Raw genomic sequence first — 21,846 nt, 5'->3', positions numbered from 1 at the left:
AAACTGTTCGGTGAGAAAACGTATGACCTGAGTGGAATTTCGAACCTTAGTTACCGGGGCGTAAAACTCCGTCTTCTAAAACGGCAATCGGTTTTATTTTAAGCAGCGTACCTATTAAACCTCGGCCTTTTCCAATCCGTCCGCCTTTAATTAAATTCTCTAAAGTGTGTACGACCACAAACAGACGAGTGTTTTTTTGAACTTGCTCTAATTTCTTTATTATCTCATCCATCGGGATATCACGGTCTGCCATCTCGCAGGCTTCTTCCACTTGGAAAGATAACGCTTTCGAAATGAATTTGGAATCCAGAATAGTAACATCTGCCTCTGTCATTTCTGAAGCAGTGTGTGCGGCATTTATCGTGCCGCTTAGTCCGCTGGAGGCGTGGATAGATAACACTTGATACCCCTCTTCATGAAGCTTATCGTATACTTCGGCAAACGCACCTGAGAAGGTTGGGATGTTTTTGGGAGCTCAGAAGATGCTTTCATTTTTTTCATGAAATCTGCGGGAGAAATATCTACCCGGTCCAGAAACGTTTCTTCGCCGATAGAGATAGAAAGGGGAACTACATAGACTCCGTATGCTTTAATATCTTCCTCTCTCATATCGAGAGTTGAATCGGTTACAATTTTTATTTTTTTCATTAATGGACGCCTGCTTTCCTGTCATTTAATTACAATCACAAAAGATCCTATAATATCAATGTGTACAAAGTGAATTAAACGTATCAAACAGGCTGAAAGAAGTCAATGTCAGAACTTTCAAGAATCAACCGCTATTGACATTGATAATCATTATCAATTATAGTGAGGGCAGATTGTTGAAGAAGGAGAGGATTACAAATGGCTTCTATTCTAATTGTTTTTGCCAGCTTATCCGGAAATACGGAAGAGATAGCTGATATTATTCAACAAAGCTCGCATCGAATGCAGAGGTTACAAGAAGGCATATTGATATGGATGACATGGAAGCAGTGGAACTGGAAAATTACGATGGCATATTATTTGGAACCTATACATGGGGGGACGGTGACCTCCCGTATGAACTGGAAGATTTCTATGACGACATGGATATATCAATCTACAGGGCATACCGGCCGCCTGCTTTGGATCCTGCGATTCCTCCTACCCGGAATACGGAGCAGCTGTAGATACCATCAGCGAGAAGCTGCAGGAAAAAGGAGCCGCGCTTGTAGAGCCTAATTTAAAAATTGAACTAGATCCGGAAGGAGAAGAGATTATCCGCTGTGAACAGTTTGCGGAGCAGTTTTTGAGCAAATGGAAAATTACATCTTCATAACGTTTAATATAAGCAGGTGCAGGGGGTTTATAGTCTCTCCATCTGCTTTTTCTTATTGATTATTTCAAAAATATGCCTGTCGTGCTAAACTGCTTATGATAAAAACAAAATAAAAGCAGACATAATAGTATGGAGGAGGACATCAAATGGATAAATCGAGCAAGGATTTTTATTTTCACTGCTGAATACACCTTCTCCTTCCGGAAGTGAAGAAGAAATTCAACGGAAATGGCTGCATTACACAAAGCCTTTCGCAGAGGAACAGAGAGTAGATGGCGCAGGAAACGCAATGTCTATCATTAACCCATCGGGGGCATTAAAAATTATGCTTGCCGGTCACTGTGATGAGATTGGTTTTATGGTGAAGGATATTGATTCAGATGGTTATATACGTGTCGAAAAGCTTGGCGGGATCAGTCACAAGCCGGCGCTGGGAATGAAAGTGGATATTCTTGGGGATAAAGAGACGATTACCGGCGTGTTCGGAGTGAATGCCGAACATCAGGGCGGAGCTTCCGATAGCTTTTCTTTTTCCGACTTGTTTATTGACTGCGGTGCTTCCAGCCGAGAAGAGATCGAAAAATTCATATCCATTGGAGATACAGCTGTTTACCATAGATCGCCTGAACTGCTTTTTGGAAACAAAATAAGCGGCAGAGGCCTTGATAATCGAACGGGGGCATTTATTGCGGCAGAAACAATAAAACGTTTAAAAGGTAGGGTGTTTCCAGCCAGCGTTGCTGCAGTAAGTACAGTTAATGAAGAAACCAATATGGGCGGAGCTTATTATGCAGGAGCCGCTGTTCAGCCTGATCTGGCTATCGTTATTGATGTAACCTTCGCTTATGATTATCCGGGATCGAACAAAAACAGGCAGCCGGATGTCAAATTGGGCGGAGGACCGGTCCTTGCTGTGGGGCCGCCGGTTAATAAAAAAGCCAGCCGTCTTTTAAAAGACACGGCAGAAAAGCTTGAAATGAATGTTCAATACGAATTAACTCCAAGACATACCGGAACTGACGCAGATAAAATTCGTTACACCGGCAGCGGTATTGCCACAGTGAATGTCTCTCTTCCCCTTCGGTACATGCATTCTCCTGTCGAAACAGCAAGTCTCGATGACATAGAGAACGTAATCAACCTGCTGGTCTCTTATATCGAAGGTTTGAAAGACAGTACCCGGTTTCAGCCGTTAATACTGGATTGATAGGAATACACGAATAAGATCAAAAATAGTATAATGAATAACATCATGTAAAAGAAAGGATTCTGAAGCTTGATTTCATTAAAGACAAAAAGGGAAATACAATTGATGGAGGATGCCGGCAGATTACTGGCAGACTGTCACAAAGAAATAGAACAGCGGATAAAGCCGGGCGTCTCTACAAAAGAAATAGACAGATTTGTAGAAACATATTTAAAAAAAAAAACATGGAGCTACTCCCGAGCAGAAAGGGTATATGGGTTACAAGTATGCCTACCTGTGCCAGTATAAATGATGAAATCTGCCCACGGGTTTCCCCGCCCCTCCTTATTGAAAGAAGGCGACATTGTTACGATTGATATGGTCGTTAATCTGAGAGGCGGGCTGGCTGATTCCGCCTGGACGCACAGAGCAGGAAACGTTTCTGATCAAACAGAAAAACTGCTGAAAGTGACAAAAAAATCTTTGGACTTAGGCATCCAAAAAGCAGTAGACGGGAACAGAATTGGTGATATCGGTCATGCTATCCAAAGCTTTGCTGAAAATGAAGGATATTCTGTTGTTAAAGATTTTTCAGGTCATGGTATTGGACGCACCATTCACGAAGACCCTCAGATTCCTCATTATGGAGAAGCCGGGAAAGGTCAGCGGTTAAAAAAAGGAATGGCTGTGACCATTGAACCGATGATCAACGAAGGAAGCTGGCACAGCAGGATGGACCGTAATGGTTGGACAGCCCGCACGAGAGATGGGAAGAAATCGGCTCAGTATGAACATACCATCATCATTACAGAGAATGAGCCTATAATATTAACCCGGCAATCATAAAAATATTGTAGGAGGAATAAAGGATGAAACAAGTAAATGAATACATTCAATCCGTTTTTCAGCCAAATGATGATGAATTAACAGAGGTGCTTAAATCCATTCGGGAAAGCAATATGCCGGAGATCTCTGTCAGTCCGAATGTGGGGAAAATATTGACGATGCTCGTTAAAATATCACGCTCTAAAAACATTCTGGAAATAGGGGCGCTTGGTGGATACAGCGGTATCTGTCTTGCCAGAGGCTTTGGTAAGGAAGGTCATTTGACGAGCCTCGAAGTAAACGAAAATTTCGCCCAGGTATCCAAGCAGAATCATATACGCGCCGGATTTGAAGGACAAACAACTATTATGGTCGGCGAGGCACTGGATACTCTAAAGCATCTAAAAGAAAGCGAAAATTCCTATGATTTTATTTTTATAGATGCAGATAAAAAAAATTACGTGAATTATCTTGATTATGCGATAGAGCTTGCCAATCCCCAGGCACTGATCGTTGCAGATAATGTTCTGGCAGGGGATACTGTATTTGATCCCGATCTGGAGGACAAGCGGTACACGGAATCGATCCGTCAGTTTAATGAAAAAGTAGCTTCTCATCCTCAGCTGGAGTCTACGCTTATTCCAAGCGGCGACGGGATTACGGTTTCCAGAGTAGTTAAAAACGAAAACAGGGATTAAAACCTCCTGTATACGATCGACCGGGCAGAAAAACGGTTGATTTAAGGCTGGTGAAAGAATGAATCATTTGAAAGGAAAAAAAGCAATTATTGCCACCGTCCTATCTTTGCTGCTTCCAGGCGTGGGACAGATGTATCTGAAAAAATTTTTCAGCGGTATTTTATTTTTAATTATTTACATTGCACTATTTACGACGGTCTATGCACCTTCTATATTTGTTGCCGGCGTAGCAGCTGTTCACGCTTATGCTTCCGCCCCTGATGAAAACAAAACAGAAAAAAACAGCAGTGTTCAGTGAACACTGCTGTTTCCTATGCGTTGGACTGCTGCTTTGTACGAAGTTTTCTTGCTCCGTAAAAAGAGCCAAACAGACCGGCAATACAGATCAAAGCAATTAGAAGAGAGCCTTCTGCAACAGCAATACCAAGGCTGGCAATGCTGAATGTAGCAAGAAAGGCAAAGAAAAGAAACACCCATTTTACTGCAGTCATTGTAGTAAACACCACTTTTCACTATTACTTTATTCTACTTAATAGTCTACAATGGAATGAGAGAATTTAAAAGCATGACAGATATTTTCCCTTAATTAAGCAAAAAGTACTCCCAATCAAAAGGGAATGTGCTACAATTGATAGGTTAAGGAATGATAGTATCGGATAGGAGCGGTAAACGAATGGAATTACGTAATGATTTGAGAAATATTGCAATTATAGCTCACGTTGACCATGGTAAAACAACATTGGTGGACGAGCTGTTAAAACAGTCTGGAACGTATCGGGAGAATGAGCATGTCGATGAGCGTGCCATGGACAATAACGACATTGAAAAAGAACGCGGTATTACTATTCTTGCTAAAAACACGGCAGTAAAGTATAAAGACACCCGTATTAATATAATGGATACTCCAGGACACGCCGATTTCGGCGGAGAAGTCGAACGTATTCTGAAAATGGTAGATGGTGTTCTTCTAGTAGTGGATGCGTATGAAGGATGTATGCCGCAGACCCGCTTTGTTCTTAAGAAAGCACTTGAACAGAAACTTACGCCGCTTGTAGTGGTTAATAAAATTGACCGCCCAATGGCACGTCCAAATGAAGTAGTAGACGAAGTTCTTGACCTTTTCATCGAGCTTGGTGCTGATGAAGAACAGATCGAGTTTCCAGTAGTATTTGCTTCTGCAATTAACGGAACAGCAAGCATGGATTCAGATAACCAGGATGGTAAAATGGATATCCTGTTTGATGTAATCCTTGATACAGTTCCCGCACCAATTGATAACAGCAGTGAACCTGCACAATTTCAGGTTACAATGCTTGATTACAATGACTATCTTGGACGTATTGGTATAGGAAGAGTATTCCGTGGAACAATAAAAAATGGGGATCAGGTTTCCTTAATTAAACTAGACGGTACAGTGAGAAACTTTAGAATCACGAAGCTTTTTGGCTTCATGGGATTAAAGCGTATGGAGATTGATGTTGCAACTGCCGGTGACCTGATTGCTATTGCTGGTGTAGAGGATATTATGGTTGGGGAGACAATCTGCCCGGCAGACCATAAAGATCCACTTCCCGCCCTTCGTATCGACGAGCCTACTCTTCAAATGACATTTCTTGTAAATAATAGTCCTTTTGCAGGCCGTGAAGGCGACTATGTTACAAGCAGAAAAATTGAAGAGCGTCTTATGACGCAGCTGGAAACAGATGTAAGTCTCCGCGTAGAGCACACTGATTCTCCAGATGTATGGACTGTGTCCGGCCGTGGTGAGCTTCACCTAAGTATTCTTATTGAAAATCTTCGTCGCGAAGGATATGAAATTCAGGTATCCAAGCCGCAGGTAATCATTAAAGAAGTGGATGGTGTCGTATCTGAACCGGTTGAACGAGTACAGGTAGACGTGCCTGAAGATTATACTGGAGCAGTTATGGAATCTCTCGGAGAACGTAAGGGAGAAATGCGCGACATGGTTAACCGTGGAGACGGTCAGGTTCGTATGGAGTTTTTCGTACCTTCCAGAGGTCTTATTGGTTATTCAACAGAATTCATGGCTCAAACAAAAGGTTACGGTATTATCAACCATGTATTTGACGGCTATCGTCCACTGCACAGCGGACAAGTCGGCGGACGCCGCCAGGGAGTGCTTGTTTCAATGGAAACTGGGAAATGTACTCCGTACGGCATGATGCAGGTTGAAGACCGCGGTACGCTTTTCCTTGAGCCCGGAACGGAAATCTACGAAGGTATGATCGTTGGTGAACACACCCGTGATAACGATTTGACTGTTAACATTACAAAGATGAAGCAGCAGACAAACGTTCGTTCCGCTAATAAAGACAACACAGTTACAATGAAGCGTCCGAGAATTTTGACGCTTGAAGAAGCCCTGGAATATCTAAACGAAGATGAATATTGTGAAGTAACACCAAAATCTATTCGTCTACGAAAGAAAATTCTTGATAAAAGTGCCAGAGAGCGCGATGAAAAGCGAAGCAAGGTATCTAAATAAGCAGCACCTCAGCATAAACGGTATCTCATGAGGAGGGAAGCGTAATGAATGGAACCACAAACTCCGAAGATATTGCCGTCACGCAGGACCAGCTGTCATGGACAGCTGGCATGCTCGGCATACATGAATATCCGATTACGGGTTTTTGGCTTTTGTATGCAGCTGTAGTGATCATGTGCATTCTCGTGTTTAACATGGGATTTGCACGGAAACTGCCGCTTCTCAAAAACGTTATCGTATATACTGCCCTTCTCATAGGTGCCCTTCCTTTAACTATTTTTGCTATTGGAATGGCTGTAGTGGAATCATTGTTTGCCGCTGCTGTAGTACTGGCTCTTTACCGTCTGCGGTTAAAGCGCCATAAACAGGAGCAGAACGAGCAGACATCTGCATAATAAAAAGCTTTCCCTTTTGGGAGAGCTTTTTTCTTTTTATAGAAAGGTCTGCTCATAAAAAAACACTTCCCGGGGGAAGCGTTTTTGATAACTCATTTTATTACCATCCATCATCCTGAGTGGGGTCCCGGTACAAATGAAAATTACCGGTCTGCGCTCTTTCTTCTGTACGTTTGGCAATTCGTGCCTGGCAGGTTTCGCACATATACGTATGAATCGGGCGGTTCCGCAGTTTCTTTGCAAGCGGATTTCCATCGTCAAGATCATGAATGTCATCGCAGAGTACACATTTGACTTTCATATCTAAATCCTCCAGTAGGATGAGCAATTTTATCGAGATTGTTTCTACAATAGTATAACATGAAAGAAGGAAGACTATCACTGATGAACTTCCAAACAATGAATAGTGAACAGGAAATTAAAGGAGTTTCGGTCAGAAATGTCGTATATGTAAAATAATAGGCATAAGCACTGTCTGTTATGGGAATTAAAAATACATAAGGGGGTTATGGAATGGCAAACCGAATGGAAAAAAACTTAAATGATGAACTATTGGCCCTTCTGAAAAAAGAACGGTACATTTCATTAACTACAGTAGACCACGAGTCAAATGCACCGGATGTGAGAGTACTCTCCTGGATATATGCACCAGATAGAGAAACCCTTCGATTTACTATTGATAACCGGTCCAAAATGATGAATAACATGAGACATAATCCAGGTATCGTTATTACGGTTATAGGAAATGGGTCGACATACGCGATCGCTGGAGAGGTTAAAATACTCAAAGAAGAAATAGAAGATGTCCCCATTAAACTGGCTTTAGCTGAACTTAATATTAATGAAGTAAAGGATATTATGTTTTATGGTGCGAAAATGACGCTGGAGCCCCGCTATGAGAAAACCTATGATGCGGAAGCGGCGGCAAAGCTGGACAACCAAGTGATGAAGGCCATGAAAACAGTCTAACGTAAAAGGCCTCCTCCACAAAAAAAGACATCATTCTATTCATGTAGGAGTAGAACAGATTTTCACTTACATCTGGGGGGAATAACGTTGAAAAAAATATATGTGCTCGATACAAATGTGCTTTTCAGGACCCGAGGGCTATCTATCAGTTCAAAGAAAATGACGTAGTTATCCCGGCAGTCGTACTGGAAGAAATTGATTCAAAAAAGAGATATATGGATGAGATTGGAAGGAACGCCGGGAAACGGCCAGAATCCTGGACAGTTTGAGAGTAACAGGGAAACTTCATGAAGGTGTTTCGCTTGATTCCGGCGGATCCGTCCGCGTTGAGTTAAATCATAAATCGTATCAGTATCTCAAAGAAATGTTTATTGAAGTAACAAATGATAATCGTATTTTAGCTGTAGCGCATAATCTACACACGCAGCAGATTGAAGAAGACACAGGAAAAACGGTTATTATTGTAAGTAAAGATGGATTGGTTCGCGTAAAGGCTGACGCTTTAGGCCTTCATGCCGAGGACTTTCTAAATGATCGTGTAACAGAATTCGATGAAATGTATAGAGGAAAACGGCACATAGCCGTTACGAAAGATTTGATTGACACCTTCTATGCAGAGGGATCGCTTCCGCTGGCGCAATTAGATGAAAAAGGGATGTATCCCCACGAATTTGTTGTTCTACGAGATGCTGCAGGCGGCTCATCTTCTGCCTTGTGCAAAGTAAATGCTGAATCCTCTCAGCTGGTGCCTTTTACAAGCGAGCACGAACACGCCTGGGGCATAAAACCGCGGAACGTCGAACAAAAAATGGCGATGGAGCTGCTATTGCGTGATGATATTCCGTTAGTTACCCTGACAGGTAAAGCAGGTACAGGAAAAACGCTCTTGACGCTTGCCTGCGGCCTGATGCTTACTGAAGACTACGGCATCTACAATAAGCTTCTTGTAGCAAGGCCGGTTGTGCCGATGGGGAAAGATATTGGCTATCTTCCAGGAGAAAAAGACGAAAAGCTCAGACCGTGGATGCAGCCTATTTTTGATAATCTGGAATATTTATTTAACGCAAAAAAGCCCGGCGAACTCGATCAGATTCTTGCCGGCATGGGATCTATTGAAGTCGAAGCGTTAACGTATATTCGAGGTCGAAGTATTCCCGATCAGTTTATTATCATTGACGAAGCACAGAATTTAACAAAACATGAAGTGAAAACAATTCTTACAAGAGTAGGAGAAGGAAGCAAAATTGTACTGATGGGTGATCCGAAACAAATTGACCATCCTTATCTCGATGAATTAAACAACGGACTAGCCTACGTTGTAGAAGTGTTCAAGAATCAGTCAATCAGCGGCCATGTGAAGCTGGAGAAAGGCGAAAGGTCAGGCCTTGCCCAGCTTGCAGCCGATCTGTTGTAATTATACGATCCGGAATCCTGTCACGTAAGTGATGGGATTTTCTTTGTTTTCTCCGCTGCCGTAATAGATATGAACAGGGCCATCTTCTTTGAGGCTGGATCCGTCTTTTGAAAACCCTGCAATAAAATCTTTAGCCGTATCCAGATCTACAATTAATTCGGAGCCCTGTGAGCGTTCCACGACTACTTTAGATGCACCTTCCCCGGCTCTGCATTTTCGATAAAATAATGAAAAGGAATGCCAAAGCTTCCCTTAATCAATGTTTCTTTTTTATTGCGTACTTCGTTTGTTTTGGTACGCTTTGGAATACGTGCGCCTTCAGTCATTTCCCTGTCCCAGTGTTCAGACGCTGCACGTGTATATTCTTCAAGACTCGTATCGGCTTTTCTCTCCTGTTCAAACCAGGTAGTCAAATCGACCTTTCTATCGTCGAATATCCAGACCGTCGGGTCAATAGTGATTGTATATTTGGTGTTGCCGTATATGAAAAGAATAAATTCCATCACGTAATTCCTCCTTGTATATGCAATAGTACTATAATATCATAGGAAGGGAAGTCTTGGAAAACAAGCAAGATGTTTAGATATAGTGAACTTTTCAATACTTTCTTGCATTTTTCCTGTTAAATAGATAAGATAGATTTAATTAGCTTATATTAGGAGGGGTCACCTTGAGTGTAAAGGCAGAAACCGAACATAAAGAAAAAGCATATGCCCTTCTTGTTGCCGATGCAGAAAAAATCAGAAAGCTGATTGAAGTGCAGATGGAAAACTTAACAATGCCTCAATGTCCTCTTTATGAAGAGGTATTGGACACGCAGATGTTTGGTCTTTCCCGTGAGATAGACTTTGCTATCCGCTTGAATCTTATTGAAGATGCAACGGGTAAACATATTCTTTCTGAACTTGAACGAAAGCTTTCTGCATTTCATGAAGCAACCGTTAATAGTTAAAAAACAAGCTGCAGCCCGCAGCTTGTTTTTTTATGTACAAAGCTCAGAATTTTTTGACAAAAAATAAGGACATGGTATGATAAAATATATTTGGAATTGTCAGTAAGTATATAAAAAAAAGAATGAAAACCGGGAGGAACGAGATGAGCCAGCTGAAAAATATAAAAAAAGTATTAGTTGCGAACCGCGGAGAAATCGCGATCCGGATTTTCAGAGCGTGTACCGAATTACATATCCGCACCGTAGCGATTTATTCCAAGGAAGACACAGGGGCTTTTCATCGCTATAAAGCAGATGAAGCGTACCTGGTAGGAGAAGGAAAAAAGCCGATCGATGCGTATCTTGATATTGAAGATATTATTGCGACGGCTAAAAAATATTGATGCGATTCATCCCGGCTATGGTTTTTTGTCTGAAAATATTGAATTTGCCAGACGCTGCGAAGAAGAAGGCATTATTTTCATCGGACCGAAACCAAACACTTAAATATGTTCGGTGATAAGGTGAAAGCCCGGACAACGGCACTCGAGGCAGGGCTCCTGTTATTCCGGGCAGTGACGGCCCGGTGGAGAGCGTGGAAGAAGTACGGGCCTTTGCCGAGGCCAACGGCTATCCTTTATTATTAAAGCATCTCTTGGCGGCGGCGGACGCGGTATGCGAATTGTCCGCGACGCCGATGCTTTATCGAATCGTATGACCGGGCTAAATCAGAAGCCAAGTCGGCCTTTGGTAACGATGAGGTCTATGTAAAAATTTGTGGAAAGTCCAAGCACATTGAAGTCCAGATTCTGGGGGACACCCACGGCAATGTCGTGCATTTATATGAAAGAGACTGTTCCGTACAGAGAAGGCACCAGAAAGTAGTAGAATAGCTCCGAGCGTCTCGCTCGGCGATGCACTGCGCGAGAAAATCTGCGATGCAGCGGTTCAGTTAAGCAAAAGAATGAGTATGTGAATGCAGGGACCGTGGAATTTCTAGTGATCCCCACGGCGAATTTTCTTCATTGAAGTGAATCCGAGAATTCAGGTAGAGCATACGATACGGAAATGATTACCGGCTTTGATATTGTGCAGGCCCAGCTGTATATAGCGGACGGAAAATCCCTGCACGGGAAAGAGCTGAATATGCCAGAGCAGCAGGATATCAAAACGTTCGGCTTTGCGATTCAGTCTCGTGTAACGACAGAGGATCCGGCCAACGACTTTATGCCGGATACCGGAAAAATCATGGCATACCGCTCCAGCGGCGGATTCGGCGTGCGGCTTGATGCCGGCAACGGCTTCCAGGGGGCTGTTATATCGCCTCATTACGATTCCCTGCTCGTGAAAGTATCCACCTGGTCGCTTACGTTTGAAGGAGCGGCGGCTAAAATGCTTCGGAACCTCGGGAATTCCGGATCCGTGGGATTATTACCAACATTCCGTTTCTGGAAAATCTCGTGCAGCATAAAGGCTTTTTGAGCGGTGACTACAATACGTCCTTTATTGATCAGACGCAGGAGCTTTTTGTTTTTCCAAAACGAAAAGACCGGGGCACAAAAATGCTTACCTTTATTGGCGAAACGATTGTGAACGGCTACCCGGGACTGGAAAAAATGAAAAAGCCGGTCCTTGACAAGCCGCCGGTGCCAATTATCGAAAAGACGGCAGAGCCGCTGAAAGGAACCAAACAGATTTTAGACGAACGCGGGCCGGAAGGGCTCGCAGACTGGGTGAAGAGTCAGAAGCAGGTCCTTCTGACAGACACCACCTTCCGGGATGCCCACCAGTCGCTGCTGGCGACGAGAGTCCGGACGCAGGATTTGAAAAAGATTGCCGCACCGACGTCGCATATGCTCCCGCAGCTGTTTTCGTCAGAGATGTGGGGCGGGGCAACGTTTGATGTATCGATGCGCTTTCTGCATGAAGATCCGTGGGAGCGGCTGATTTTGTTACGAGAAAAGATGCCGAACATTCTGCTGCAGATGCTGCTTCGGGCTTCCAATGCCGTGGGCTACAAAAACTATCCGGATAACGTGATTAAAGAATTTGTGGAGAAAAGTGCCGATGCCGGCATTGACGTGTTCCGCATTTTCGATTCGTTAAACTGGCTGGAGGGCATGCAGCTGGCGATTGATGAAGTAAGAAACCAGCAGAAGGTGGCCGAGGCGTCGATCTGCTACACCGGTGATATCCTTGATTCTACACGTACGAAATACGACCTGCAGTACTATAAAGACATGGCCGTATCTCTGGAAAAGGCAGGCGCTCATATTTTAGGCATTAAAGACATGGCCGGGCTCTTGAAGCCGGAAGCGGCCTATCAGCTTGTGACCGAGCTCAAGCAGACGATTTCGATTCCGATTCATCTGCATACCCACGATACGAGCGGAAACGGTATTTTCACCTATGCGAAAGCAATTGAAGCAGGTGTCGATATTGTCGATGTCGCCATCAGTTCGATGGCTGGGTTAACCTCGCAGCCTAGTATGAACAGTCTGTATTATGCGATCAAAGGCACGCAGCGGCAGCCGGATATCGATATTAAAGCCGTCGAAGAGCTCAATGAGTACTGGGACTACACCCGGAAATACTACCAGGGCTTTGAAAGCGGCATGAACGCGCCTCACACAGAGGTATATGAGCATGAAATGCCGGGAGGCCAGTACAGCAACCTGCAGCAGCAGGCGAAAGCCGTTGGTCTGGGTGCCCGCTGGAATGACGTAAAGAAAATGTACCGCCGGGTGAACGACATGTTTGGAGATGTGGTCAAGGTGACGCCGTCTTCCAAAGTCGTCGGTGATATGGCTCTTTATATGGTTCAGAACGATTTGACTGAAGACGATGTGCTGGAAAAAGGCGGCAGCCTCGATTTCCCGGATTCCGTCGTCGAGCTGTTTCAGGGCTATCTGGGGCAGCCTTACCAGGGATTTCCGAAAAACCTGCAGGATGTGATTCTGAAAGGACGTGAGGCGATCACCAACCGTCCCGGGGAAAACATGTATGACGTAGACTTTAAGAGCCTGCAGGAAGAGCTGTATAAAGAAGTCGACCGCCAGATCACAAGCCATGACTTGTTGTCCTACGCGCTGTATCCGAAGGTGTATATGGATTTCGAGCGGTTCCGCCAGCAGTTCGGCGATGTGACGGTGCTCGATACGGCCACCTTCTTCTACGGTCTCCGGCTGGGAGAAGAAATTGAAGTGGAAATCGAGCAGGGAAAAACGTTGATTGTCAAGCTGATATCGATTTCCAAACCGCAGGACAACGGTACGAGAATTGTGTATTTTGAGCTGAACGGCCAGCCGCGGGAAGTAAACATTAAAGATCAGAACGTGGCAGCGTCTGTGGTGGAGCGGCCAAAAGTAGATAAAAAGAATACCAATCAGATCGGTGCTTCTATGCCGGGAACCGTTATCAAAACCCTTGTGGTAGACGGAGAAAAAGTAAAAAAAGGCGATCATCTGATGATTACCGAAGCCATGAAAATGGAAACGACCGTACAGGCACCGTTTGATGGAGAAGTGAAGTCTATTCACGTAGCCGATGGCGACGCCATTGCAACCGGCGATCTGTTAATTGAATTCTCATCCTAACTATAGGAAAACCAGCTGAAGGTGTAATGTCTTCAGCTGGTTTTTGTTTTTAGAAGCTTATAAAATAGGGTATAGGAAAATGGAGAAGTGGAGAGGATGAGGTAAAGAATGACAGAAACAGCAGTATTGTGGTTCAGAAGAGATTTGCGGTTAATAGACAGCCATGCCATGTATGCGCTCGAGCAGTGGCTGCAGGAAGACGATTCGAGAAAATGGATCGCTTTTTTTCATATAGAAGAAAAACGAATAGAAGATCCATGCCCTCATCATGATTATTTTTTTCAAAACCTGGAGGCTTTTTCAAACGAATGCAAGGAAAAAAATATCCGCCTGTACATAAAAGTTGGAGAAATCGGGCAGGTGTTTGAAAGTTTAGGAAAAGAAAAAGAAATCAGTGCGGTATTTTTTAACGAAGATGAAGTGCCGCATGCGGTTAAAAGAGACGAAAAAGCACGTAAAGGGCTTTCAAATGCTGTTTTTTATCCTTTTAAAGATGCCCATTTTCATGCTTCGGATGAAGTGTTAAAAAAAGATGAAAGCTACTACGAGGTATTTACGCCGTATTACCGAAATTGGTTTAAAAAACAAAAAGATAAGCCGTTTCAGATAGACATTGATTTTCTCATATCAAGACAGATAAACAAAGCGTTTACTGATAAAGAGGGCCGGGACAGTTTAATAAATTACAATAAGAAGGCAGAAACAAAATGGGAGAAGGTACAGGAGCAGGATGCCCTTGATCGTTTAGATGCGTTTGCTGATGATCCCGTGGAATATTATGAAAAAGAACGGGATATTCTGGCAGAGGACGGTACAAGCAGACTCTCGGCTTATTTAAAAACGGGGAGAATATCGGTACGTACAATTTATCAAGCACTGCTTCCCAAGCTGGAAGAAGATGATAAAGGGGCAGGAACTTTCTTAAGCGAACTGGCCTGGAGAGATTTCTATAATATGATTCATGTTTCCCATCCGGATTTAAAAAATAAAGAATTAAAAGAGGCCTATCAGTCGCTGAACTGGGAAAATAATAAATCAAACCTTAATAAATGGAAAAATGCAGAGACCGGATATCCTGTAGTAGATGCATGCATGATTCAATTAAATGAGACAGGCTGGATGCACAATCGCGGCAGAATGATTACAGCATCTTTTCTGGTAAAGGATTTTCTGGAAGACTGGAGAGAAGGGGAGCAGTATTTTGGGCGACGTCTCATAGACTATGATCCATCTTCTAATGCTGGAGGATGGCAGTGGGCAGCATCGACCGGTTCTGATGCTGTGCCGTATTTCAGGGTATTTTCTCCCATTCGACAGAGCCAGCGGTTTGATGAAAAAGGAGAATTCATAAAAAAATACCTGCCGGTTTTAAAAGACGTACCTGAGCGGTTTATTCATGAGCCCTGGAAAATGAGTGAAGAAGAACAGGAGAAAGCTTCCTGCATTATAGGAAAAGATTATCCCGAACCGGCAGTTGATCATTCTATACAACGAAAACGAGCCATTGCCATGTTCAAAGGAGAGGACGAATAAAGGTGGAAATACGAAAAATGAAAGCCGCGGAGCTCGATCAAAACATTACATTGGGAGAATTTGCCTTTCAGTTTGAGCTTTCCTCCGAACAGCGTGAAGACCGCAGAAAAATGATTAAACCGGAAAACATCTGGGTGGCCGTAGAAAACAAGGAAATAGCTTCAAAGCTTACTATTATTCCTTCTGATATTTATATCGCAGGACAAATCATGAAAATGGGAGGAATTTCAGGTGTAGCCACCTGGCCTGAAAAACGCCGAAGTGGATTAGTTCGCGAGCTTCTCCGTTCTGCTTTGGAAGATATAAAAGAACGGGGGTGTGATGTCTCTCTGCTGTATCCATTTTCCTTTTCCTTTTATCGGAAGTTTGGGTGGGAGTTGTTTGCAGACGCAAAAACCTGGACACTTTCAAGCCATCAGCTTCCTGAACCTCTGCCGTTGGAAAAAGGCAGTATTTTTAGAGTGAAACAAAAAGCAGGAGCGGTGCTGCAGCCTATATACAAAAAGTGGGCTGTTTCTTATACCGGAGCTGTCATCCGTGATAAACAGTGGTGGGATTATATGGTGTTAAAACGAAAAACAGGAGAAATTGCTGTATTTAAAAATAAACAGGGGGAGGACAGGGGCTATATTATCTATAAAGTGAAAGAACAGAAAATGGATGTAAAAGAGTTTATCTGGCTCGATGAAGAAGCGCGAACGGCTCTTTGGAGTTTCCTGGCTCAGCATGATTCAATGATAACGGAAGTAGAAATGAAACCAGCTGTAGATGACCCAAGCCGTTTCCTTCTCCCGGATTCCAGGATCACGGAAAAGCGGGAAAGCTATTTTATGGCACGTATTGTGAACATGACGTCTTTTCTGGAAAAGTACCCATTGAACTTAAAAGAAGGAGAAGAATTAAATTTAAAAATTGAAGATGATTTTTGTGAATGGAATCAAGGATTTTATAGTCTTGAAAATGTTGACGGCAGTATTCATATTCGATTTTTCCCTGGGCGCTCGGAGCATGAAGGCCTTGAACTGAACATACAGACGGCAGCAGCTGTTTTTATGGGATATATCAGCGCCAGACAGGCATGGGAGTCTGGGAGAATTAAGGGAACAAAAGAACAGGCGGATCTCCTGAACTCAGGAGTCAGCCCCATGGAGCCATTTATATATGATTTCTTTTAAAATGGAAAAAATTTTTCTAGATTCGTTCCGTCTGTTTATCAGCAGGATAAAAAGACAAACAAACAACCTCTGCTTCCTATAATTAGGAAGCAGAGGTTGTTTTTAGATGAACCTTTGTAGAAAATTTTGATAACTAACTGCTATTTATAGCGTCTGTTTACAGGTGGTTTCCGAGTAGCAATCATTACCATATAGGCAAGTGTTGTAAACAAAAAAGTGACTGTAATAGCATGAGTCAATGCAGAAGCAAGATATGCGTTAACGAAAACGATGGAAACGCCTGCGGTGATCTGCACAACTGTTAAAGCAAATACAAGAATGCTCGCTGTTTTTAATGCAGTAGAAGCAGCAAAGCGTTTAATCGTCCAGATCATCAAAATAGCGATGAAAATGAATAAAATAGTAGCAAAAACACGATGAGCAAAATGAATACCAATCTGAAATCCTAATGCCCCGCTTATATCAGGAATAATCTGGCTGTTGCAAAGAGGGAAACCTTCGCAGGCATATGTTGCATCTGTATGCTTAACATAGGCACCGGTATAAATCACAGCGTAGCAGTAAATGATAACGAAAAGAAGGTAATTTCTATAACCTCTACTGACCAGCGGCGCGGGAGCCTTTTTTCTGTTCTCAAATGCTAAAATGGTTAAAAGAACGACGGTAGCGAAAGAAATTGTAGATATTCCGAAATGAAGAGCGAGTACCAGGCTGGAGTTCCCCCATATGACAGCTCCGGCTCCCATCATTCCCTGAAATATAATAAAAAGAACAGCCATTAGTGCCATGAACTTGGTCTCTCTTAAGTGAGAGAGTTTTTTCCAGGACCATACAGCCAGAATAATAACAAACAGTCCCATAAGTCCAGACCACAACCGGTGGCTGTATTCTATAATCGTTTCCAAAGCAGGAGAGTCGGGTATGACTTCACCAAAGCAGAGCGGCCAGGTAGCACCGCATCCTTCTCCAGAACCTGTTTTTGTTACAAGGGAACCTTGAATAAGTACAATCAACATTCCAATAGAAGTTAAAACACCAAAAATCTTTAAACCAATATTGTTCACTGCTATCCACCTCAGTCCAATCTATGCTGTATAAGTAACGAACCTACTGTAATCGTATGGATTCTACAAATAAAAGTCAATTTAATAGTAATGAACATTTAAAGGCTTTTCTCAAACTTGAATAAATTGTGAATATAAGGAAATAGGTGAAAGCGCAGAACATTTAAGCTATACTATTTGTAATATTATAGTAAAGATGCGGAGTAACCTTGCAATTTCTGGTTCTACCCGGTGTATTTTAATGCTACAATATAAACAGTGAAGCGTACACACAGGGGGATTATTTATAATAGGAGGTGTAACCATGAACAGGATAGGATCATCTGCTGATTCGTTTCAAGCCTCCGGGGAAAATCGATTCGCTTCGCGCCTATTCTTTTTATTTAGAAGAACAGCGCTTTTTTTTTTATTATTTTGATAACGTTTACAGTGATGCTGGCTGCTGAACCGTTCTCGAGCTTCCAATGGCAGCAGAATCTGCACTTGTTTATTCTTACTTTTGCCGGCACAGCTCTTATGTTACAGGGATGCTTTATGGTGGAAGGCAGCATCGGGGAAGACAGCCGGAAGAATTCAAGAAAGACGGAAAAACAAGCAGTTGCGATAAGCCTTCTCATTACCGCTGTAGGTGTGATGCTGCTCTTTTCAATTAGTACAGTGACTGGAGTGTTTGGAACCTTTGCTGCTCTTCTTTACATGCTGGGCTATGCTTACTGGCTCAAATACCGGTCAAGTTTCGGAAGCTTTATCCAGGCGGGGGTTTTCGCAGTACTGCCCTTAATTGCCTGGTCAGCAGCAGATGCTTCTCTTCACCCGTCGGCCTGGATTTTAGCGTTTTTATTTTTCATCTGGTACTGCACGTGCTCGCTCGCTCTTTCCGTTATGAAAAAGGAAGCATACATAAAAGCGGGAATTCCCGTACTTTCAGTGATATCTGGAAACAATACGGCTAAACTTCAGAGTATTTTATATGCAGCCGTTTTTATACTGGGAGCTCTCCTGCTGAACCAGTATGGAACCACGTATCTCATTAGCGTTATGACGGGAGGAGCAGTATGGCTGATTTGGCTGGCCGCAGGTTTGAAAGCCCGGTCGGACAAAAAGTGGGCAGCCGGAGTACTTGCCTTTTCGATCGTTTATTTTTTCATGGTGTTAATAACGATGGCACTTCCTGCTTTATGAAATTTACCGATCAGACGTTGATATTTTATTAATTAAATAAAGAGGGGGTTGAATTAATGATGAACAAGCATACGTTTTGGATGCGTCTTCTGCCTTTATCTTTCATAATGCTCTTATTGTCAGGGTGTGGCGAGGAACGCCTCACTGCTCTGGATCCCTATGGTCCTCAGGCAGAATGGATTTTAGATAACCTGATTTTGAGCTTGTATGTTATGGCAGTCGTTATTATTGTTGTATTTGCACTGTACTTTATTGCAGTAGTGAAATTCAGAAGAAAGCCGGGTGACAATGAGTACCCTAAACAGGTAGAAGGCAGTAAAACACTGGAGCTTACCTGGACTATTATTCCTATCTTTTTGCTGGCAATTCTAGCCGTACCGACCATTACAGGTACATATTATTTTGCGGACACGACGCCTCAGGCCTCAGGTTCCAGCGGCGAGGGAGAAGGCGAAGGCGTCACGATCGACGTAACAGGTCACCAATACTGGTGGCAGTTTGATTACCAAGAAGGCTTCACTGCGGGAAATGAAGTATATATTCCTGTTGGGGAAAGAGTAGAGTTCACATTGACAGCTGAAGATGTTATTCATTCTTTCTGGGTACCGGCACTTGGCGGGAAAATTGATGCTATTCCAGGAATTGAAAACCGTCTATGGCTTGAAGCAGATGAGCCTGGTATTTACAAAGGGAAATGTGCAGAACTATGTGGACCTTCCCATGCATTAATGGACTTTAAAGTAGTGGCGCTTGAGCGCGATGAATATAACAGCTGGGTGGAAACGATGGCAGCAGAACCTGCTGAGCCTGAAGAAGGCACGACAGCTTCAGATGGACGCCAGGTATTTGAAGACCAGGGCTGTATTGGATGTCATGCTGTAGGCGGTCAAGGTTCCGCTCAGGGGCCGACGCTGACAAACTTTTCTGACCGGGAAACGATTGCCGGGGTTGTAGAATACAATGAAGAAAACCTTGAAGCATGGATCCGTGATCCGGATTCCTTTAAGCAGGGAAACAATATGCAGGCATATCCAGATATGGAAGATCAGGACATGGATGCCCTGCTGGACTATCTTGATACATTAGAGGTGGAGCAGCCTGCTATCGGAAGACAGATTGAAACAGATGGTTCGGATAGAATAGAAGAACCTCAAAACGAATAAAGAGTAAAGGAGGGTAAAACCAATGGCGGATTATTCAGCAATTATTAAAGAAAAAAAAGACAAAAGCGTTCTAATGGACTGGCTGACCACAGTAGACCATAAAAAATTAGGCGTTATGTATTTAATAGCGGGTACACTGTTTTCCTGAAAGCAGGGCTTATGGCTGTTTTTATGAGAATCCAGCTTATGTTTCCGGAAAATAACTTTCTGGACGGTCAGACGTTTAATGAATTTATTACAATGCATGGAACGATCATGCTGTTTCTTGCAGCCACCCCATTATTATTCGCTTTTATGAACTATGTTATTCCTCTTCAAATAGGGGCGCGTGATGTAGCATTTCCTTTCGTGAATGCGCTAGGTTTTTGGATCTTCTTTTTCGGCGGACTGCTTTTGAGCGTCAGCTGGTTTTTCGGAGGAGCTCCAGATGCAGGCTGGACAGCATACGTGCCGCTGTCGGCAGGAGATTACGGACATTTAGGCATGGACTTCTATGTTCTTGGTCTTCAGGTTAGTGGTATTGGTACATTAATCTCGGCTATTAACTTTATTGTAACGATTGTAAATATGCGTGCTCCAGGGATGACGATGATGAGAATGCCGCTTTTCTGCTGGACCTCGCTTGTTACGTCCCTGCTGATTGTATTCGCTTTTACACCGTTAGCTGCAGGGCTTGCTCTTCTTATGCTTGACCGGTTGTTCGGCGCCCAGTTCTTTTCACCGGACAGCGGCGGTAATGCTGTATTATGGCAGCATATTTTCTGGATTTTCGGCCACCCGGAAGTATATATTTTGGTACTGCCGGCTTTTGGAATTATTTCCGAAGTCATTCCGGCTTTCTCAAGAAAACGATTGTTTGGTTACACAGCAATGGTGTTTGCTACGTTAATTATCGCTTTCTTAGGATTTATGGTTTGGGTTCACCATATGTTTACGGTCGGTATCGGTCCGGTAACAAACTCTGTATTTGCAATTGCCACTATGGCAATAGGAATACCAACTGGTATCAAAATATTCAACTGGCTCTTTACTATGTGGGGCGGCAAGCTGACGTTTAATACAGCGATGCTGTGTGCTTCTTCTTTCGTTCCTACCTTCGTATTGGGCGGTGTAACCGGTGTTATGCTCTCTATGGTTCCAGTTGACTATTTATATCATGATACCTACTTTGTAGTAGCCCATTTCCATTACATTATTGTAGGCGGTATTGTTCTTGGCCTGCTGGCTGGCCTGTACTACTGGTACCCAAAAATGTTCGGTCATCATTTAAATGAAAAACTTGGTATGCTGATGTTCTGGATGTTCTATATTGGTTTTCATATGACATTCTTTGTACAGCATATCCTTGGTCTTATCGGAATGCCAAGACGGGTATATACATACCTCGAAGGCCAGGGGATGGAAACAATGAACTTAATTTCCTCGCTTGGAGCATTTCTGATGTCGGCTGGTATTATCGTATTAGTGATTAATATCGTATATTCTGCTATGACAGCAGAACGCGTTGTAGTAAGCGATCCGTGGGATGCAAGAACGCTGGAATGGTCAACTCCTACTCCAGTTCCGGAATACAACTTTGCACAGACACCTCAGGTGCGCTCCCTCGATCCTTTGTTTTACGAAAAAATTCACGGAGACGGCAGAATGAAACCAGCTGAGCCTTTATCTGATATTCATATGCCAAATGGTTCTATTCTTCCATTCATTATTGGAATTGGTATGTTTGTCTGGGGATTCGGTATGATTATGATTAATATGGAAAATGCTATTGTATCTCCATACGCTGTAATTATTCCTGGCTTTCTGCTCACATTTGGGCCGATGCTCGTCCGTTCGATTAAAGAGGATCACGGCTATCATATTACAGCAGAAGAATTGAAAAAGCTGGAAAAGGAGGTAAGTTAAC

General features: G+C 43.2%; 14 protein-coding genes and 7 pseudogenes. 16 read left to right on the top strand and 5 right to left on the bottom strand.

Annotated features, from left to right (window positions below; translation table 11 throughout):
* Positions 1 to 46 precede the first annotated feature (46 nt).
* Positions 47 to 609 (bottom strand): annotated as a pseudogene (locus MMY81_RS29620) (DegV family protein).
* 237 nt (positions 610 to 846) lie between these two features.
* Between MMY81_RS29620 and MMY81_RS29615 the strand changes: the two are divergent.
* The 5 genes and pseudogenes from MMY81_RS29615 (at position 847) to MMY81_RS29595 (ending at position 4,310) form a co-directional block, all read left to right on the top strand.
* Positions 847 to 1,303: pseudogene (locus MMY81_RS29615) on the top strand (flavodoxin).
* A 289-nt stretch (positions 1,304 to 1,592) separates the two neighbouring features.
* Positions 1,593 to 2,510, top strand: coding sequence for a M20/M25/M40 family metallo-hydrolase (locus MMY81_RS29610; protein WP_252315656.1), 918 nt, complete (start codon positions 1,593 to 1,595; stop codon positions 2,508 to 2,510).
* 105 nt (positions 2,511 to 2,615) lie between these two features.
* A pseudogene (gene map / locus MMY81_RS29605) lies at positions 2,616 to 3,335 on the top strand (type I methionyl aminopeptidase).
* 23 nt (positions 3,336 to 3,358) lie between these two features.
* Positions 3,359 to 4,012 carry an O-methyltransferase gene (locus MMY81_RS29600; protein ID WP_252315655.1) on the top strand — a complete coding sequence of 218 codons (654 nt, stop codon included), beginning with the start codon at positions 3,359 to 3,361 and terminating at the stop codon, positions 4,010 to 4,012.
* 58 nt (positions 4,013 to 4,070) lie between these two features.
* Positions 4,071 to 4,310: a hypothetical protein gene (locus MMY81_RS29595; protein ID WP_252315654.1), complete on the top strand. Its 240-nt coding sequence runs from the start codon at positions 4,071 to 4,073 to the stop codon at positions 4,308 to 4,310.
* 13 nt (positions 4,311 to 4,323) lie between these two features.
* Here MMY81_RS29595 and MMY81_RS29590 read toward each other — a convergent pair whose 3' ends face one another.
* Positions 4,324 to 4,503, bottom strand: coding sequence for a DUF5325 family protein (locus tag MMY81_RS29590; RefSeq protein WP_252315653.1), 180 nt, complete (start codon positions 4,501 to 4,503; stop codon positions 4,324 to 4,326).
* Positions 4,504 to 4,685: 182 nt separating this feature from the next.
* On the opposite strand from MMY81_RS29590, the gene typA reads away from it, so the two are divergent.
* Both typA and MMY81_RS29580 read left to right on the top strand, forming a co-directional pair.
* Positions 4,686 to 6,518 carry a translational GTPase TypA gene (gene typA / locus MMY81_RS29585; protein WP_252315652.1) on the top strand — a complete coding sequence of 611 codons (1,833 nt, stop codon included), beginning with the start codon at positions 4,686 to 4,688 and terminating at the stop codon, positions 6,516 to 6,518.
* Positions 6,519 to 6,562: 44 nt separating this feature from the next.
* The gene (locus tag MMY81_RS29580) at positions 6,563 to 6,913 is read left to right on the top strand and encodes a YlaH-like family protein (RefSeq protein WP_252315651.1); all 351 of its coding nucleotides are present in this window, start codon (positions 6,563 to 6,565) and stop codon (positions 6,911 to 6,913) included.
* A 100-nt stretch (positions 6,914 to 7,013) separates the two neighbouring features.
* Here MMY81_RS29580 and MMY81_RS29575 read toward each other — a convergent pair whose 3' ends face one another.
* A complete protein-coding gene (locus MMY81_RS29575; RefSeq protein WP_252315650.1) occupies positions 7,014 to 7,214 on the bottom strand; it encodes a YlaI family protein in 201 nt (66 codons plus the stop codon).
* A gap of 212 nt (positions 7,215 to 7,426) precedes the next feature.
* On the opposite strand from MMY81_RS29575, the gene MMY81_RS29570 reads away from it, so the two are divergent.
* Positions 7,427 to 7,882 (top strand): pyridoxamine 5'-phosphate oxidase family protein, encoded by a 456-nt coding sequence (locus MMY81_RS29570; protein WP_252315649.1) that lies wholly within the window; start codon positions 7,427 to 7,429, stop codon positions 7,880 to 7,882.
* A gap of 87 nt (positions 7,883 to 7,969) precedes the next feature.
* Positions 7,970 to 9,296, top strand: a pseudogene (locus MMY81_RS29565) (PhoH family protein).
* On the opposite strand, the pseudogene MMY81_RS29560 reads toward MMY81_RS29565, so the two are convergent.
* A pseudogene (locus MMY81_RS29560) lies at positions 9,297 to 9,799 on the bottom strand (peptidyl-prolyl cis-trans isomerase).
* Between the two features lie 167 nt (positions 9,800 to 9,966).
* On the opposite strand from MMY81_RS29560, the gene MMY81_RS29555 reads away from it, so the two are divergent.
* From MMY81_RS29555 to MMY81_RS29540, 4 genes and pseudogenes are all read left to right on the top strand, one after another.
* Entirely contained in the window at positions 9,967 to 10,248 is a 282-nt protein-coding gene (locus MMY81_RS29555; protein WP_120192368.1) for an Fpa/YlaN family protein, read from the top strand.
* 143 nt (positions 10,249 to 10,391) lie between these two features.
* A pseudogene (gene pyc, locus MMY81_RS29550) lies at positions 10,392 to 13,823 on the top strand (pyruvate carboxylase).
* A 108-nt stretch (positions 13,824 to 13,931) separates the two neighbouring features.
* Positions 13,932 to 15,356 (top strand): cryptochrome/photolyase family protein, encoded by a 1,425-nt coding sequence (locus MMY81_RS29545; RefSeq protein ID WP_252315648.1) that lies wholly within the window; start codon positions 13,932 to 13,934, stop codon positions 15,354 to 15,356.
* Positions 15,357 to 15,358: 2 nt separating this feature from the next.
* Positions 15,359 to 16,531 carry a GNAT family N-acetyltransferase gene (locus MMY81_RS29540; RefSeq protein ID WP_252315647.1) on the top strand — a complete coding sequence of 391 codons (1,173 nt, stop codon included), beginning with the start codon at positions 15,359 to 15,361 and terminating at the stop codon, positions 16,529 to 16,531.
* 140 nt (positions 16,532 to 16,671) lie between these two features.
* On the opposite strand, the gene MMY81_RS29535 is transcribed toward MMY81_RS29540, so the two are convergent.
* Positions 16,672 to 17,595, bottom strand: a complete 924-nt coding sequence (locus MMY81_RS29535) for a COX15/CtaA family protein (RefSeq protein ID WP_252315646.1) — start codon at positions 17,593 to 17,595, stop codon at positions 16,672 to 16,674.
* A 414-nt stretch (positions 17,596 to 18,009) separates the two neighbouring features.
* Here MMY81_RS29535 and MMY81_RS29530 point away from each other — a divergent pair, with 414 nt between their 5' ends.
* The 3 genes and pseudogenes from MMY81_RS29530 to ctaD all read left to right on the top strand — a co-directional run bounded on the left by MMY81_RS29530 (position 18,010) and on the right by ctaD (position 21,845).
* The gene (locus MMY81_RS29530; protein WP_256498026.1) at positions 18,010 to 18,777 is read left to right on the top strand and encodes a UbiA family prenyltransferase; all 768 of its coding nucleotides are present in this window, start codon (positions 18,010 to 18,012) and stop codon (positions 18,775 to 18,777) included.
* Positions 18,778 to 18,833: 56 nt separating this feature from the next.
* Entirely contained in the window at positions 18,834 to 19,940 is a 1,107-nt protein-coding gene (gene coxB / locus MMY81_RS29525) for a cytochrome c oxidase subunit II (RefSeq protein ID WP_252315645.1), read from the top strand.
* A 22-nt stretch (positions 19,941 to 19,962) separates the two neighbouring features.
* A pseudogene (gene ctaD / locus MMY81_RS29520) lies at positions 19,963 to 21,845 on the top strand (cytochrome c oxidase subunit I).
* The last annotated feature ends 1 nt before the right edge of the window (position 21,846 follow it).

The sequence above is a fragment of the Sinobaca sp. H24 genome (genome assembly GCF_023845525.1).
The sequence above is the reverse complement of the archived record's forward strand: the minus strand, read 5'-3'. Positions and strand labels throughout refer to the sequence as shown.

Excerpts from the sequence above, each read along its gene's own strand:
- MMY81_RS29600 (WP_252315655.1), top strand. The coding sequence starts at position 3,359 with ATGAAACAAGTAAATGAATACATTCAATCCGTTTTTCAGCCAAATGAT.
- MMY81_RS29545 (WP_252315648.1), top strand. The coding sequence starts at position 13,932 with ATGACAGAAACAGCAGTATTGTGGTTCAGAAGAGATTTGCGGTTAATA.
- MMY81_RS29610 (WP_252315656.1), top strand. The coding sequence starts at position 1,593 with ATGTCTATCATTAACCCATCGGGGGCATTAAAAATTATGCTTGCCGGT.
- coxB (WP_252315645.1), top strand. The coding sequence starts at position 18,834 with ATGATGAACAAGCATACGTTTTGGATGCGTCTTCTGCCTTTATCTTTC.
- MMY81_RS29595 (WP_252315654.1), top strand. The coding sequence starts at position 4,071 with ATGAATCATTTGAAAGGAAAAAAAGCAATTATTGCCACCGTCCTATCT.
- typA (WP_252315652.1), top strand. The coding sequence starts at position 4,686 with ATGGAATTACGTAATGATTTGAGAAATATTGCAATTATAGCTCACGTT.
- MMY81_RS29590 (WP_252315653.1), bottom strand. The coding sequence starts at position 4,503 with ATGACTGCAGTAAAATGGGTGTTTCTTTTCTTTGCCTTTCTTGCTACA.
- MMY81_RS29580 (WP_252315651.1), top strand. The coding sequence starts at position 6,563 with ATGAATGGAACCACAAACTCCGAAGATATTGCCGTCACGCAGGACCAG.
- MMY81_RS29570 (WP_252315649.1), top strand. The coding sequence starts at position 7,427 with ATGGCAAACCGAATGGAAAAAAACTTAAATGATGAACTATTGGCCCTT.
- MMY81_RS29575 (WP_252315650.1), bottom strand. The coding sequence starts at position 7,214 with ATGAAAGTCAAATGTGTACTCTGCGATGACATTCATGATCTTGACGAT.